Below are 15,189 nucleotides of genomic sequence, written 5' to 3'. Positions count from 1 at the left end.
AATATCAGACGCTGCAGCCAACGCCTGGTTCAGCGCAACGACCTGCTCGCGCGCGCATGAAAAAGCCCGGAGCATTTGCACGCGTCCGGGCTTTGTTTGCAGCAGGCGCCGACCTCAGTCCACCCAGACTCGTGCATTGCGGAACATGCGCATCCAGCCGCCATCCTCCTGCCACTCATCCGGGCGCCAGGAGTTGGTTACGGCGCGGAATACCCGCTCAGGGTGCGGCATCATGATGGTCACGCGACCGTCACGGCTGGTCATGCCGGTAATCCCGAGCGGCGAGCCGTTGGGGTTGGCCGGGTAGCGTTCAGTGACCCTGCCGTGGTTGTCCACGTAGCGCAAGGCCACGGTGCCGGAGAGATCCGCAGCCTGCAACGCCACTTCGCTGGAGAACTCGGCATGACCTTCGCCGTGGGCGATAGCAATCGGCAAGCGCGAGCCGGCCATGCCCTGGAGGAAGATCGACGGCGATTCCTGCACCTGGACCATGGCCACACGCGCCTCGAACTGCTCGGAGCGGTTGCGCACGAAGTGCGGCCAGGACTCGCTGCCAGGCACCAGCTCATGCAGGTTGCTCATCATCTGGCAACCGTTGCATACGCCAAGGGAGAAGCTGTCGCTGCGCTCGAAGAAGGCCTGGAAGCCATCCCGCGCACGAGCATTGAACAGGATCGACTTGGCCCAGCCTTCACCGGCGCCGAGCACGTCGCCGTAGGAGAAACCGCCACAGGCCACCAGACCCTTGAAGTCTTCCAGGCTGATGCGACCGGAGAGGATGTCGCTCATGTGAACGTCCACCGCAGCGAAGCCGGCACGGTCGAAGGCCGCCGCCATTTCCACCTGACCATTGACGCCCTGCTCGCGCAGCACCGCCACCTTCGGGCGCACGCCACGCTTGATGTAGGGTGCAGCGATGTCCTGATTGACGTCAAAGCTGAGTTTGGCATTGAGGCCGGGATTGTCTTCCTCAAGCAGCGCATCGAATTCCTGATCGGCACACTCGACGTTGTCGCGCAGACGCTGGATGCGGTAGCTGGTTTCGGCCCATTGCTGCTGCAGCAGGCGGCGATCACCGCTAAAGACTTCACTACCGGCAAGGCGTAGCGAAATGTAGCCGTTATTGGCCGGCTGGCCGATCACTGCGACGCAATCGCCGAGACCTGCCGCACTGAACTGGGCCAGAACGATTTCGGTATCGTCCTGACGCACCTGGATGACAGCGCCCAGCTCTTCGTTGAAGAGCACAGCCGGGACCTCGTCGGCATCGTCCAGCAGGCCGTCGAGGTTCAGGTTCAGGCCGCAATGACCGGCGAAGGCCATTTCCAGCACCGTAGTCAGCAGGCCACCGTCGGAACGGTCGTGATAGGCCAGCAACAGGCCGTCAGCGTTAAGCCCCTGAATCACCGTGAAGAAGGCCTGCAGGTCTTCGGCATCGTCGACGTCCGGTGCCTGGCGACCGAGCTTGCCGTATACCTGAGCCAGGATCGAGCCGCCCATGCGGTTCTGGCCGCGGCCCAGGTCGATCAGGATCAGGTCAGTAGCGCCCCTGTCCATGCGCAGTTGCGGCGTGAGAGTCTGACGTACGTCGAGCACCGGAGCGAAGCCGGAAACAACCAGCGACATGGGCGAGGTCACGCTTTTCTCGGCGCCCTCTTCGTCCCAGCGGGTTTTCATCGACATCGAGTCCTTGCCTACCGGAATGGTCAGGCCCAGCTGCGGACAGAGTTCCATGCCGACGGCGCGGACGGTGTCGTACAGCCGTGCGTCTTCACCCGGATGACCGGCGGCGGCCATCCAGTTGGCGGACAGTTTGATATCGGAGAGCTTTTCGATACGTGCAGCAGCAAGGTTGGTCAGCGTTTCGCCGATAGCCATGCGACCTGATGCAGGTGCGTCCAGCAGCGCCAGGGGCGTGCGCTCGCCCATCGCCATGGCTTCGCCGGTATTGACGTCGTAGCTGGTGGTGGTCACGGCGCAATCGGCCACCGGCACCTGCCAGGGCCCGACCATCTGGTCGCGCGCCACCATGCCGGTGATGCTGCGGTCGCCGATGGTAATCAGGAAGCTCTTGCTGGCCACCGCCGGATGCCGCAGTACACGGCCAACGGCTTCATCGAGGTAGACCGCTGCGGCATTGAAGTCATCGCCCAGCTCGGCTTCACGACTGGCACTGCGGTGCATGCGCGGGGTTTTGCCGAGCAGCACGTTGAGCGGCATGTCCACCGGGTTGTTACCGAAATGGCTGTCGGCGACGGTCAGGTGCAGCGCTTCGGTGGCCTCGCCAACCACGGCGAAGGGGCAGCGCTCACGCTCGCAGATGGCCTTGAAACGCACGAAATCGGCAGAATCGACCGAGAGCACGTAGCGCTCCTGGGACTCGTTGCACCAGATTTCGTGTGGCGCCATGCCGGGTTCGTCGTTGGGAATGTTGCGCAGTTCGAAACGACCACCGCGACCGCCATCGTTGACCAGTTCCGGGAAGGCATTGGACAAGCCGCCAGCGCCTACGTCGTGAATGAACTTGATCGGGTTGTGTTCGCCCAACTGCCAGCAGCGGTCGATCACCTCCTGGCAGCGACGCTCCATTTCCGGGTTTTCGCGCTGCACCGAGGCAAAATCCAGGTCCGCCGAGCTTGAACCAGTGGCCATCGAGGATGCTGCACCGCCGCCCAGACCAATCAGCATCGCCGGGCCACCGAGCACGATCAGCTTGCCGCCGACCGAGATCTCGCCCTTCTGCACATGATCTTCACGAATATTGCCCAGGCCACCCGCCAGCATGATCGGCTTGTGGTAGCCGCGCACTTCCTCGCCGCGCGGCGTTTCGATGCGCTGCTCGAAGGTACGGAAATAACCGGCCAGCGCCGGACGCCCGAATTCATTGTTGAACGCCGCGCCGCCCAGCGGGCCTTCGATCATGATATCCAGCGGTGTGACGATGCGTTCGGGCTTGCCGTAGGGCTTTTCCCAGGGTTGCTCGAAGCCGGGAATATTCAGGTTGGAGACGGTAAAGCCGGTCAGCCCGGCCTTCGGCTTGGAGCCGCGACCGGTAGCGCCTTCGTCACGGATCTCGCCGCCCGAGCCGGTGGCAGCACCGGGGAATGGCGCAATGGCCGTCGGGTGGTTATGGGTTTCCACCTTCATCAGGATATGCACCGGCTGGCGGGTCGCCGCGTACTCGCCGGTCTCGGGATGAGGGTAGAACCGTCCAGCTTCATGCCCGACGATCACCGAGGCGTTATCCTTGTACGCCGATAGCACGCCTTCGGAATGCAGCTGATAGGTGTTCTTGATCATGCCGAACAGGGACTTGTCCTGGCTCTCGCCGTCGATGTCCCAGCTGGCGTTGAAGATCTTGTGCCGGCAATGCTCGGAGTTGGCCTGGGCAAACATCATCAGCTCGATGTCGTGCGGGTTGCGTCCCAGCTCGGTGAAGCTGGTCAGCAGGTAATCGATCTCATCGTCGGCCAGCGCCAGGCCCAGCTCGACGTTGGCCTTTTCCAGCGCGCCACGGCCACCGTCAAGTACATCCACTGCTGTGAGCGGCTTGGGCTGGGCATGGCTGAACAGGTCGGCGGCGTCTTCGAAGCGACCCAGCACCAGCTGGGTCATGCGGTCATGCAGTGCGGCGGCAATCAATCGTGCATCGGCATCGTCGAACTCGCCTTCCACGTAGAAGGCAATACCACGCTCCAGTCGCTGGATTTTGCTCAGTCCGCAATTGTGGGCGATATCGCTGGCCTTGCTCGACCAGGGAGAAATGGTGCCGAAACGCGGCACCACCAGGAACAACCGACCCACCGGTTCCTGCACGGATACGCTCGGGCCGTATTTCAGCAACCGGGCAAGAACCTGCTGCTCGTCGGCGTCCAGCGTGCCGGATATTTCGGCGAAATGGGCAAACTCGGCGTACAACCCGCTCACGGCGGGGACCTTCTCGGTCAGTTGTGCCAGGAGCTTACCGTGACGGAAGGCGGAAAGAGCGGGAGCGCCACGCAGGATCAACATCGTCGGAACAGCCTCGAAGAGGGGAGCAGTCGGGGCGCGTATTCTAGCCCATGACGGCGTTCGAGGCTAAGGCTACGCAAGCGCAGACCAGGGTGCAGGTGGATCACGCTTCACCGATCCACGGGGTGGCCATCCACCGAGCGAAGTCACGGTGGATGTAAAAAGCGACATCCACCCTACGCACCACAAACAGGCACTGTTCTCTTACCAGGTTCCCCAGCCTTCAAGCTCAATGCAGGATCTGGCTGAGAAACAGCTTGGTCCGCTCATTGACCGGATTACTGAAGAACACTTCCGGATCGGCCTGCTCGACGATCTCACCCTTGTCCATGAAGATCACCCGGTCGGCGACGGTACGGGCGAAGCCCATTTCGTGGGTCACGCAAAGCATGGTCATGCCGCTTTCGGCGAGGCCGACCATGGTGTCCAGCACTTCCTTGACCATTTCCGGGTCCAGCGCCGAGGTGGGCTCATCGAACAGCATGATCTTCGGCTTCATGCACAGCGCACGGGCGATGGCCACGCGCTGCTGCTGGCCACCGGAAAGCTGACCCGGAAACTTCTCAGCCTGTTCCGGTATACGCACGCGCTCCAGATAGTGCATGGCAATTTCCTCGGCCTCGCGGCGTGGCAGCTTGCGCACCCACATCGGCGCCAGCGTGCAGTTCTGCAGCACGGTCAGGTGCGGAAACAGATTGAAATGCTGAAAAACCATGCCGACTTCACTGCGAATCGCCTCGATCTGCTTGAGATCGCTGGTCAGCTCCACACCGTTGATCACGATACGTCCCTTCTGGTGCTCCTCCAGCCGGTTGAGACAGCGAATGGTGGTCGACTTGCCCGAGCCCGAGGGGCCGCACAGTACGATGCGCTCACCCTGACTGACATTCAGGTCGATGTCCTTGAGCACATGGAACTGACCGAACCACTTGTTCACGCCCTGCATCTGGATAACCGGCTCAGCGGCTCTTTCAGATTGTTCGGATTGCATGTCGCTCATATTGCCCCCTCCTAAGTCCGGTGACCGGTATCAAGCGTGCGTTCCAGGTGGATGGAGTAGCGCGACATGCCGAAACAGAACATCCAGTAGACCAGCGCCGCGAACACGTAGCCTTCGGTGGACATGCCCAGCCAGGCTGGGTCGGATGTGGCGCGCTTGATGCTGTTGAGGAAGTCGAACAGGCCGATGATGATCACCAGGCTGGTGTCCTTGAACAGCGCGATAAAGGTGTTGACGATGCCGGGAATGACCATCTTCAGCGCCTGCGGAAGGATCACCAGGATCATGCTGCGCCAGTAGCCCAGACCCATTGCCGCAGCCGCCTCGTACTGGCCTCTGGGTATCGCCTGCAAGCCGCCGCGCACTACTTCGGCGATATAGGCGGCCTCGAAGAAGATCACCATCAGCATGGCGCGCATCAGCTTGTCGAGGTTCATCTGCTCGGGCAGGAACAGCGGCAGCATCACCGAGGACATGAACAGCACGGTGATCAGCGGCACGCCGCGCCAGAACTCGATGAAGGTAACGCACAGCACGCGGATCGCCGGCATGTCCGAGCGGCGTCCCAGCGCCAGCAAAATGCCCAGTGGCAAGGCTCCGGCGATGCCCACGGCGGCAATCACTATGGTCAGCATCAAGCCGCCCCAGCGCGAGGTCGGCACCGTTTCCAGACCGAAGAAGCCACCATGCAGCAACCAATAGGCCAGCAATGGATACAGCAGCAGGTAGGCGATGCCGTAACGCACCCTGTGCGGCATCCGCCGGAAGAACAACGGCGCGGCACCGAGAACCGCCAACCAGGCAGCGGCATCCACACGCCAGCGCAACTCCGCCGGATAGAAGCCATACATGAACTGGCTGAAACGCGTCTGCACGAACACCCAACACGCGCCCTCCCGACTGCAATCGTCCCGACTTTCGCCGCTCCAGTCGGCCTTGATAATCGCCCAGTCGATGATCGGCGGCACGATCAACCAGATCAAATAGAGTCCCATCAGGGTCAGCAGCGTATTGAGCCAGCTGGAGAACAGATTGGCTCGCAGCCAACCGACCACGCCGATGCTGCGTGAAGGTGCTGGCAGGTCCGGCTTGAAAGCATGAGTCGTCATGTGCGCGCCCTCACCGTTCGATCAGCGCGATGCGCTTGTTGTACCAATTCATCAACAGCGAAATGCTGATGCTGATGGCCAGGTATACGCTCATGGTGATGGCCATGGTTTCGATCGCCTGGCCGGTCTGGTTGAGTACCGTCCCGGCGAACAGCGAAACCATGTCCGGGTAGCCAATGGCCGCTGCCAGCGAGGAATTCTTCGCAAGGTTGAGGTACTGGCTGGTCAGAGGCGGAATGATCACGCGCAGCGCTTGCGGCACGATCACCAGCCGCAGCACCCGTCCCGGCCGCAACCCCAGCGAGGCCGCTGCCTCGGTCTGGCCGTGGCTCACCGACTGGATGCCGGCGCGCACGGTTTCGCCAATAAAGGCTGCGGTATAGATGGAAAGCGCCAGCACGATGGACACAAGCTCGGGAATCACCACCCAGCCGCCGCGAATGTTGAAGCGCTGCAGCTCGGGAATCTCCCAGAGAAACGGCCCGCCGAACAGCAGTGAACCCAGCCAGGGAAACCCGACAAACAGAACCAGGCTGATCCAGAACACCGGAAAGGGACGTCCGGTGGCATGACGCCGGGCGCGTGCCCAGCGGTTGAGCAGGACGATGGCTACCAGCGCCAGAAACAGCGCAATCCAGAACGCCCAGAAACCTTCACCCGCACGGGGCGCGGGCATCTGTACACCGCGATTGTTGATGAAGATGATGTCCCACAGGCTCAGGCTGTTGCGCGGACCGGGCAAGGGGCTGAGCACGGCGAAGTAGACGAAGAAGATCAGCAACAGCGGTGGGATGTTGCGGAAGATCTCTATATAGACAGTGCTGATTTGACGGATCAGCCAGTTCGGCGACAGTCGCGCTACTCCTAGGGTGAAGCCGATGATGGTCGCCAGGATGATGCCGATCACGCTGACCAGCAGCGTATTGAGCAGGCCGACCCAGAACACCCGACCGTAGGAGTCGCTTTCGCTGTAGTCAATCAGGTGCTGGGAGATGCCGAAGCCAGCGGCATTATCGAGAAATCCAAAGCCCGAATTAATGCCCCGGTGTGCCAGGTTGGCCTGGGTGTTGTGGAACAGAAACCAGCCGATTGCAACAACGGTGATGACGGCGATGATCTGAAACAGCCAGGCACGCGCCTGCGGATCCCTGAGCAGCGAACCACGCGCTGCTCCCGATTTGGCGATGGTTCGCATCAGGAAACCTCAATACGGAGGCGCCGGCACACACTCACCGGCATCGCTCATCCTTGAAACAGGGCCGGCTGAATGCCGGCCCTGCTCGATCAACGCACTGGCGGTGCGTACTGCAAACCTCCGTTGTTCCAGAGTGCATTCAGGCCGCGCTCGATTTTCAGCTCGCTGCCAGCACCGACGTTGCGCTCGAACACCTCACCGTAGTTGCCGACCTGCTTGACGATCTGCACCGCCCAGTCCTTGGGCAGTTTCAGGTCCCTGCCGTATTCGCCTTCCGCACCGAGCAGGCGCGCCACATCCGGGTTCTTGGTGTTTTTTGCGGTCTCTTCTGCATTCGCCGCTGTCACCCCGAGCTCCTCGGCGTTGACCATGGCGAACAGTGTCCAGCGCACGATATCGAACCACTCCTCGTCACCCTGGCGAACCGCCGGGCCGAGCGGCTCCTTGGAGATGACTTCCGGGAGCACCACGTATTCATCCGGCTTCGCCAGCTTGATGCGCTGGGCGTAGAGCTGTGACTGGTCGGATGTGAGAACGTCGCAACGACCGGATTCCAGCGACTTGGCGCTCTCGTCCGAGGTGTCGTAGGTAATGGGCGTGTAATTGAGGCTGTTGCTGCGAAAATAGTCGGAAAGATTCAGTTCAGTGGTGGTGCCGGCCTGAATACAGACAGTCGCCCCATCAAGCTCCTTGGCGCTGGCCACGCCCAGCTCCTTGTTGACCAGGAAGCCCTGCCCGTCATAGTAGGTGACACCGGTGAAGTTCAGCCCCATGGCCGCGTCACGCGAACTGGTCCAGGTGGTGTTGCGCGACAACATATCGACCTCGCCGGACTGCAGCGCGGTGAAACGCTCCTTGGCGGTCAACGGACTGTACTTGACCTTCTCGGCATCACCGAAGACTGCAGCCGCAACCGCGCGACAGATATCCACATCGATTCCCTTGTACTGACCCTTGGCGTCTGCGTAGGAAAAGCCCGGCAACCCATCGCTGATACCGCACTGCACGAAACCCTTGCTCTTCACCGCATCCAGAGTCGCCCCTGCCTGCACCTGGCCGCCAACACTCAAAAGCATCGCGGCGCCCAGCACGGTCAGTGTGGATTTAGCTCTGATCATCGAAACCTCCAGTTTGTTTTTATTCTGCGGGGTCGGGTCTCCCACCAGCGTCGGAAAACACCAATCGACATGCGTCAATCAGAACCAAGGAAGAACCTGACCTGAGTCTAGTCGCCGATCACTGATCGGCAACTCCTCCCGATACGCAACTCCGCAGACGTGCGGGGGTATCGGCGCAGCAGCCACGAATGCATGAAGCAAGCGGCGTACCAGTCATGCCAAATCGCCTGTCATGCGGGCTCATACTTCAGGGAACGGCCAACAAGGGGTAATCTCGCCGCCTGCCACTGCAACTTCCAATGCAACCTTCGAGCAACTTCCCCGCTGTTTGCACCGCGCCGGTGCAGGCCATCAGACGGAGCCCCACATGAGCGACCCATTGATCATCGAACCGGCACAGACTGCCGACTCCTGCGTTATCTGGCTGCATGGTCTGGGCGCTGACCGCTATGACTTCCTGCCGGTCGCCGAAGCCCTTCAGCAGCGCCTGTTGCACACGCGCTTCGTACTGCCGCAGGCACCGACCCGTGCGGTAACCATCAATGGCGGCTGGGCGATGCCCAGTTGGTACGACATCCAGGCCATGAGTCCCGCACGCGCCATCGACCAGGCACAGCTGGAGCAGTCGGCACAGAGCGTCATCGAGCTGATTGAAGCGCAACGCGATGGCGGCATCGATCCCCGACGCATCTTCCTGGCCGGCTTCTCCCAGGGCGGCGCCGTGGTCTATCACACTGCCTTTTTGCGCTGGGCCGGGCCGCTGGGCGGTGTGCTTGCGTTGTCTACCTACGCGCCCACGTTCAGCGACGATCTCAAACTCTCGCCCCTGCAGACGGACTTGCCGGTGCTCTGCCTGCATGGCAGCCGGGATGACGTAGTACCTCCCTTCATGGGTCGTGCCGCTTATGAATGCCTGTTGCAGAACCGCGTACAGGCGCAGTGGAAGGAATACCCGATGGCCCATGAGGTGCTGCCGGCCGAGATCCACGAGATTGGCGACTGGCTCACCACACAATTGGGCTGAGCCTTCGGCAAGGCGACATCTTCACGCAATATTCCCGCCGTTCAGCTATCCGAACGGCGGTTTACGGCTACGCTTGAAGCAGGAGTACCAAAAACCCGATGCACCTGTCTGGCAGCGCTCATCGCGGCCGGAAGCAACCACCGATCTGCGTCACGAGACGCGCGAGCTGCCATGGCGAAATTCTCATCCAGACGCATGTGGACGTCATGAAAACCGCCGACTGGCGGGCCGAATGGAAGCACCTGCAGCAGGTGCGTCTGTTCGATCATCTCGACGAACCCTGCCTGCGCATGCTGCAGGAAATCTGCGAACCCTGTCTGGTCGGTACCGGCGAGGTACTGCTTTCACCCCTCAAACCCAACCACTATCTTTACCTGCTCCTGGATGGCGAGCTGGCGGTTCACCTGGATTCGCTCGACAGCCAGCCGGTGCGGATCATTGGTCCCGGCGACTGCGCCGGCGAGATCAGTTTCATCGACAACCAGCTGCCGTCCGCCTGGGTCGTCAGCCTTGAGTCTTCGCTGATGCTGCGCCTGCATAGCCGCTCAATGTCCCTGCTTTCGCGCTCACCGCAGCTGATGCAGAACCTGGTCGAATTGTTTTGCCAGCGTGTCCGCCTGAGCGACCGGCTGATCATCAACAGCGAGCAGAACGCCAATATCGACACCCTCACCGGCGCCTTCAATCGACGCCGGCTGGAACATATCTACAACCGTGAAAGCACCCGCTGCGCCTTCAGCGGACGGCCCCTTTCGATCCTTATGCTGGATGTCGACCACTTCAAGGACTACAACGACCTGCACGGCCACCTGGCCGGCGATCACGCGCTCTGTCTTGTCGTCGATACGCTGGGGAAACTGCTGCGACCGGCTGACAGCCTGGTGCGCTACGGTGGCGAGGAATTCGTGGTCCTGCTCCCCGGCATGGCCCTGGCGCAAGCCCGGAAAGTGGGAGAGCGCCTGCGCTTGCGTCTGGCCCGGCTGCGCTCGTTCCGCTCACCGCTGGGTACGCTGCCGGGCGTGACGATTTCCATCGGTGTAGCCCTGAGACAGCCAAAAGACAATCTGGAAGGCCTCATTCACAAGGCCGATCATGCCCTCTACGAGGCCAAGCAGAACGGACGAAACCGCGTTTGCGGCTGAGTCATGGCGGCACTGAAAGCCTCATCCTATCGCCAGAACCCGCGCAGCCGCACGAACCGCTGCGCCCGGCAGGTGCAAGTCTTCGCCCTGTCTGCTACATGCATTACACTGGCGGGCGAATTTTGACAACCAGACGAGAAGACCGTGCTCAAAGCACTCAAGAAAATCTTTGGTAAAAGCCCGACCGAGCTTTCCGTTGCGCAACCTGCCAGCGACGCCCCAAGTGAAGCCGCGCCCCATTACAGCGAGCCGCGTGAAACGCAGGCGCCCCAGCACAGCGATACGCCGGCCGTCACCAAGCCGCGCCGCGAGCGCACCCGCAAACCCGCTGCGCCACCTCCCCCGGCCTGGAAGCTGGAAGATTTCGTAGTCGAGCCAGCAGAAGGCAAGACACGCTTTCATGACTTCAAGCTTTCTCCCGAACTGATGCATGCGATACAGGATCTGGGTTTCCCCTACTGCACCCCGATCCAGGCGCAAGTGCTGGGTTTCACCCTCAAGGGGCGCGATGCCATCGGGCGTGCCCAGACAGGCACCGGCAAAACCGCCGCGTTCCTGATTTCCACCATCACCCAGCTGCTGGAAACCCCACCGCCCAAGGAACGCTACATGGGTGAACCGCGTGCGCTGATCATCGCGCCGACCCGTGAGCTGGTGGTCCAGATCGCCAACGACGCACTGGACCTGACCAAATACACCAACCTCAACGTCATGAGCTTCGTCGGCGGCATGGACTTCGACAAGCAGCTTAAGGCGCTGGAGTCCCGCTATTGCGACATTCTCGTGGCGACACCGGGGCGACTGCTGGACTTCAACCAGCGCGGCGAAGCGCATCTGGACATGGTCGAGGTGCTGGTGCTCGACGAAGCGGATCGCATGCTCGACATGGGCTTCATTCCACAGGTTCGCCAGATCATCCGGCAGACGCCGCCCAAGAGCGAGCGCCAGACGCTGCTGTTTTCCGCGACCTTTACCGAGGACGTGATGAACCTGGCCAAGCAGTGGACCACCGACCCCGCCATCGTCGAGATCGAGGCTATCAACGTTGCCAGCGACAGCGTCGAGCAACACGTCTATGCCGTAGCAGGCAGCGACAAATACAAGCTGCTCTACAACCTCATCACCCAGAACGACTGGAGTCGGGTGATGGTTTTCGCCAACCGCAAGGATGAAGTACGCCGCATCGAGGAGCGCCTCACCCGCGATGGCATCAGTGCCGTGCAGATGTCCGGCGACGTGCCCCAGCACAAGCGCATCCGCGCGCTGGAAGGCTTCCGCGAAGGCAAGATTCGCGTGATGGTGGCCACCGATGTAGCCGGGCGTGGCATTCATGTCGATGGCATCAGCCACGTGATCAATTTCACCCTGCCGGAAGTGCCGGACGACTACGTACACCGCATCGGGCGAACCGGACGTGCCGGCGCCAGCGGCACGTCCATCAGCTTTGCCGGCGAGGATGACGCCTTCGCCCTGCCCGCCATCGAGGCGCTGCTCGGGCGCAAGATCAGCTGCGAGATGCCGCCTGCTGAACTGCTGACACCCGCGCCTCGCTCTCGCTAACGGCACGCCTGCAGGAAGGCGCCTTTGCCTTCCTGCATCACAGCCGTCCCACTTCCACTGACAGAGGTCATCACCTCAAGGGGCAAAAGCCCTACAGTCAGTACATCCCCTGAAGAAACGGAGTCCGCTCATGCAGCATATCGATTGGTTGATCATCCTGATCGGAACAGGCTTTGTTCTACTGGGCCTCGGCTACAACTATCGGGACCAGAGCTGGGGCATCGCCCTGCTCACCATCGGTGTGCTGATGATGTTCTCCACCCTCTCCTTCAAGCTTTACATCACCTTCAACTATTGACTCGAGCGCTTCATTCGCTCCAGCGCCGGGCGGCACTCTGGTCACTCTCACGACCCTCGACCCAGCGCGGACCTTGAGGCGTGGTTTCCTTCTTCCAGAAAGGCGCGCGCGTTTTCAGGTAATCCATGACAAAGCGGCAGGCATCGAACGCCGCTTCGCGATGCGCACTGGCAGCGCCCACAAAGACGATGGGCTCGCCAGGCTCCAGCGCCCCGACCCGATGCAGCACGTCCAGTCGCAACAGCGGCCAACGCTGCTCGGCCTCTTCGACAATCTTCATCAGGGCTTTTTCGGTCATGCCCGGCGCATGTTCCAGGAACATTCCGGCGACCTCCTCGCCATCATTGAAATCCCTGACGTAGCCGACGAATCCGGCCACCGCACCGATACCCAGATTGGCCGCATGCAGGGCATTGAGTTCTGCGCCGGGATCGAAGGCTGCCTGCTGAACACGAACACCCATTGTCAGCCTCCGGTCACGGTCGGGAAGAAGGCCACTTCGTCGCCGTCACTCACCGGCTCGTCGAGACTGCACAGCTCCTGGTTGCGCGCACACATGAGATTCTGCTCGCCCAGCACGGCCCAGTCGTCACCACGCGCCAGCAGATACCGGCGCACGTCATCCACAGTGGCAAAGGTTGCATCCCACGGCAGATGCTCGCCGTCGCTGCCGAGGCTTTCCCGGTAGCGGGCGTAATACTGGATAGAAATCATGCCTGCACCTGCCAGTCACCGCTTTTGCCGCCGCGTTTTTCCAGCAACCGTACACCGTCGATAATCATGCCCTTGTCCACGGCCTTGCACATGTCGTAGATGGTCAGCGCAGCCACGCTGGCAGCAGTCAACGCTTCCATTTCAACGCCGGTCTGTCCGGCCAGTTTGCAGGTGGCGCGAATCAGCACTACGTCAGAGCCGTCCGCCTGCAGCTCGACCTTGATGCTGGTCAGCAGCAGGGGATGGCAGAGCGGAATCAGTTCATGGGTCTTCTTTGCCGCCTGAATGCCGGCGATACGCGCCACCGCGAACACATCGCCCTTGGGGTGACCACCCTGCTCGATCATCTGTAAGGTCTGCGGCAGCATCCGCACCCGCGCCTGCGCCACCGCCTCTCGCGCAGTGACGGCCTTGTCGGTCACGTCGACCATACTGGCGCGACCTTGTGAATCGAGATGAGTAAGCATGGGAATCCTGCCGGGTCTATGTGAAAGACAGGCAGTTTAGCCCAGCTTGAAACTGCTTTGGCCTCACGCAGGGCGGATGTAAAAGATGACATTCGCCCTGCTTCGGCTTGCGGCTGCTACATATTCGCCTCGGCATATTCCGCCAGCACCGATCGCGGCACACCCTGCAAGGTGATGTGCACGCCATGCGGGAAATCCTTGAAGCGCTCGGTGAGATAGGTCAGCCCGGAACTGGTGGCCGAAAGGTAAGGCGTATCGATCTGCGCCAGATTGCCCAGGCAGACCACCTTGGAGCCGGCTCCGGCCCGGGTGATGATGGTTTTCATCTGGTGCGGCGTGAGATTCTGGCACTCATCGATCAGGATCAGGCTCTGCTGGAAGCTGCGGCCGCGGATGTAGTTGAGCGATTTGAACTGCAACGGCACCTTCTGCAGGATGTAGTCGACGCTGCCGTGGGTGTTCTCGTCGTCCATGTGCAGCGCTTCGAGGTTGTCGGTGATGGCTCCCAGCCAGGGCTCCATCTTTTCCGCCTCGGTACCGGGCAGGAAGCCGATGTCCTCGTCCAGCCCCTGGACGCTGCGCGTGGCGATGATGCGCCGGTAACGCTTGCTCACGACCGTCTGTTCGATGGCCGCCGCCAGTGCCAGGATGGTCTTGCCGGAACCTGCAGCGCCGGACAGGTTGACCAGGTGGATATCCGGATCGAGTAGCGCGTACAACGCCAGCGCCTGGTGGATATCACGCGGGCGCAGGCCCCAGGCTTCCTGATGCAGCAGGGGTTCCTGATGCATGTCCAGCAATAACAGCTCGTCCGACTTGATGCCCTTGATCCAGCCGACGAAGCCCTGCTCGTCGAGAATGAACTCGTTGACATGCACCGCCGGCAGGTTGTCGATCAGTTGCACCCGGTGCCAGGTCCGACCGTGCCCCTGCTGGGTTTCCACCTTGCTGACACGGTCCCAGAAGGAACCACTGAGGCTGTGATAACCACGCGACAACTGGCCGACGTCATCGACCAGCTTGTCGGTCTGGTAGTCCTCGGCGGCCACACCGCAGGCGCGCGCCTTCAGGCGCATGTTGATGTCGTTGGTCACCAGCACCACCGGCACCCCGGCATTGCGCTGCTGCAGCTCGACCACCTGGTTGATGATCTTGTTGTCGTTGAGATCCTCCGGCAGTCCCCTGGCGTCGGCGCTCTTGCTCATCAGGATCGACAGACTGCCGCAGAAGCCACCCGTCGTCTCGCGTTGGATGGGCACGCCGAGCTCGACTTGCTCCGGTGTCGCGTTGCCCAGCACCTTGTCGATCAGCCGGATCACCTGCCGGCATTCAGCAGCCACGCTGTGCTTGCCGCTCTTGAGCTTGTCCAGCTCCTCCAGCACGGTCATGGGAATGGCGACCTGATGCTCTTCGAAGTTCAGCAGTGCGTTGGGGTCGTGAAGCAGGACGTTGGTGTCCAGAACGTAGAGGGTGGGCTGAGTAGCGCGGGGTCTGCCGTAGTCATCCATTCGCGGTCACCTTTTCCGTAGAGACGGACGACGGAGCGTCTGA

Annotated in this window: 13 protein-coding genes; 4 read left to right on the top strand and 9 right to left on the bottom strand. The window is 61.5% G+C overall.

The annotated features are described in order from the left end of the window. Window positions 1-114 precede the first annotated feature (114 nt). From purL to NAV32_RS11750, 5 genes are all read right to left on the bottom strand, one after another. The gene (gene purL, locus NAV32_RS11770; RefSeq protein WP_256052987.1) at window positions 115-4,011 is read right to left on the bottom strand and encodes a phosphoribosylformylglycinamidine synthase; all 3,897 of its coding nucleotides are present in this window, start codon (window positions 4,009-4,011) and stop codon (window positions 115-117) included. A 229-nt stretch (window positions 4,012-4,240) separates the two neighbouring features. After that, entirely contained in the window at window positions 4,241-5,002 is a 762-nt protein-coding gene (locus NAV32_RS11765) for an amino acid ABC transporter ATP-binding protein (protein WP_423836428.1), read from the bottom strand. Between the two features lie 20 nt (window positions 5,003-5,022). Further along, window positions 5,023-6,120: an amino acid ABC transporter permease gene (locus tag NAV32_RS11760; protein ID WP_256052985.1), complete on the bottom strand. Its 1,098-nt coding sequence runs from the start codon at window positions 6,118-6,120 to the stop codon at window positions 5,023-5,025. Between the two features lie 10 nt (window positions 6,121-6,130). Then, window positions 6,131-7,315, bottom strand: a complete 1,185-nt coding sequence (locus tag NAV32_RS11755; RefSeq protein WP_256052984.1) for an amino acid ABC transporter permease — start codon at window positions 7,313-7,315, stop codon at window positions 6,131-6,133. 89 nt (window positions 7,316-7,404) lie between these two features. Further along, a complete protein-coding gene (locus tag NAV32_RS11750; RefSeq protein WP_256052983.1) occupies window positions 7,405-8,433 on the bottom strand; it encodes an amino acid ABC transporter substrate-binding protein in 1,029 nt (342 codons plus the stop codon). 367 nt (window positions 8,434-8,800) lie between these two features. Between NAV32_RS11750 and NAV32_RS11745 the strand changes: the two genes are divergently transcribed. The 4 genes from NAV32_RS11745 (at window position 8,801) to NAV32_RS11730 (ending at window position 12,457) form a co-directional block, all read left to right on the top strand. Then, the gene (locus NAV32_RS11745) at window positions 8,801-9,457 is read left to right on the top strand and encodes an alpha/beta hydrolase (RefSeq protein ID WP_256052982.1); all 657 of its coding nucleotides are present in this window, start codon (window positions 8,801-8,803) and stop codon (window positions 9,455-9,457) included. A 206-nt stretch (window positions 9,458-9,663) separates the two neighbouring features. Continuing rightward, the gene (locus NAV32_RS11740; protein ID WP_256052981.1) at window positions 9,664-10,599 is read left to right on the top strand and encodes a GGDEF domain-containing protein; all 936 of its coding nucleotides are present in this window, start codon (window positions 9,664-9,666) and stop codon (window positions 10,597-10,599) included. Window positions 10,600-10,743: 144 nt separating this feature from the next. Continuing rightward, the gene (gene rhlB, locus NAV32_RS11735) at window positions 10,744-12,159 is read left to right on the top strand and encodes an ATP-dependent RNA helicase RhlB (RefSeq protein ID WP_256052980.1); all 1,416 of its coding nucleotides are present in this window, start codon (window positions 10,744-10,746) and stop codon (window positions 12,157-12,159) included. A 130-nt stretch (window positions 12,160-12,289) separates the two neighbouring features. Beyond that, window positions 12,290-12,457 carry a hypothetical protein gene (locus tag NAV32_RS11730; protein WP_256052979.1) on the top strand — a complete coding sequence of 56 codons (168 nt, stop codon included), beginning with the start codon at window positions 12,290-12,292 and terminating at the stop codon, window positions 12,455-12,457. Between the two features lie 10 nt (window positions 12,458-12,467). On the opposite strand, the gene moaE is transcribed toward NAV32_RS11730, so the two are convergent. The 4 genes from moaE to NAV32_RS11710 form a co-directional block, all read right to left on the bottom strand. Then, window positions 12,468-12,920 carry a molybdopterin synthase catalytic subunit MoaE gene (moaE, locus tag NAV32_RS11725; protein WP_256052978.1) on the bottom strand — a complete coding sequence of 151 codons (453 nt, stop codon included), beginning with the start codon at window positions 12,918-12,920 and terminating at the stop codon, window positions 12,468-12,470. Window positions 12,921-12,922: 2 nt separating this feature from the next. Then, the gene (locus NAV32_RS11720; protein WP_256052977.1) at window positions 12,923-13,171 is read right to left on the bottom strand and encodes a MoaD/ThiS family protein; all 249 of its coding nucleotides are present in this window, start codon (window positions 13,169-13,171) and stop codon (window positions 12,923-12,925) included. After that, window positions 13,168-13,638, bottom strand: coding sequence for a cyclic pyranopterin monophosphate synthase MoaC (gene moaC, locus NAV32_RS11715; RefSeq protein WP_256052976.1), 471 nt, complete (start codon window positions 13,636-13,638; stop codon window positions 13,168-13,170). Before moaC ends, NAV32_RS11720 begins: the two co-directional genes overlap by 4 nt. A gap of 116 nt (window positions 13,639-13,754) precedes the next feature. Further along, a complete protein-coding gene (locus NAV32_RS11710; protein WP_256052975.1) occupies window positions 13,755-15,146 on the bottom strand; it encodes a PhoH family protein in 1,392 nt (463 codons plus the stop codon). Between the last annotated feature and the right edge of the window lie 43 nt (window positions 15,147-15,189).

It is taken from the genome of Stutzerimonas stutzeri, from assembly GCF_024448695.1.
Classification (GTDB): Bacteria; Pseudomonadota; Gammaproteobacteria; order Pseudomonadales; family Pseudomonadaceae; genus Stutzerimonas; species Stutzerimonas stutzeri_T.
The sequence above is the reverse complement of the archived record's forward strand: the minus strand, read 5'-3'. Positions and strand labels throughout refer to the sequence as shown.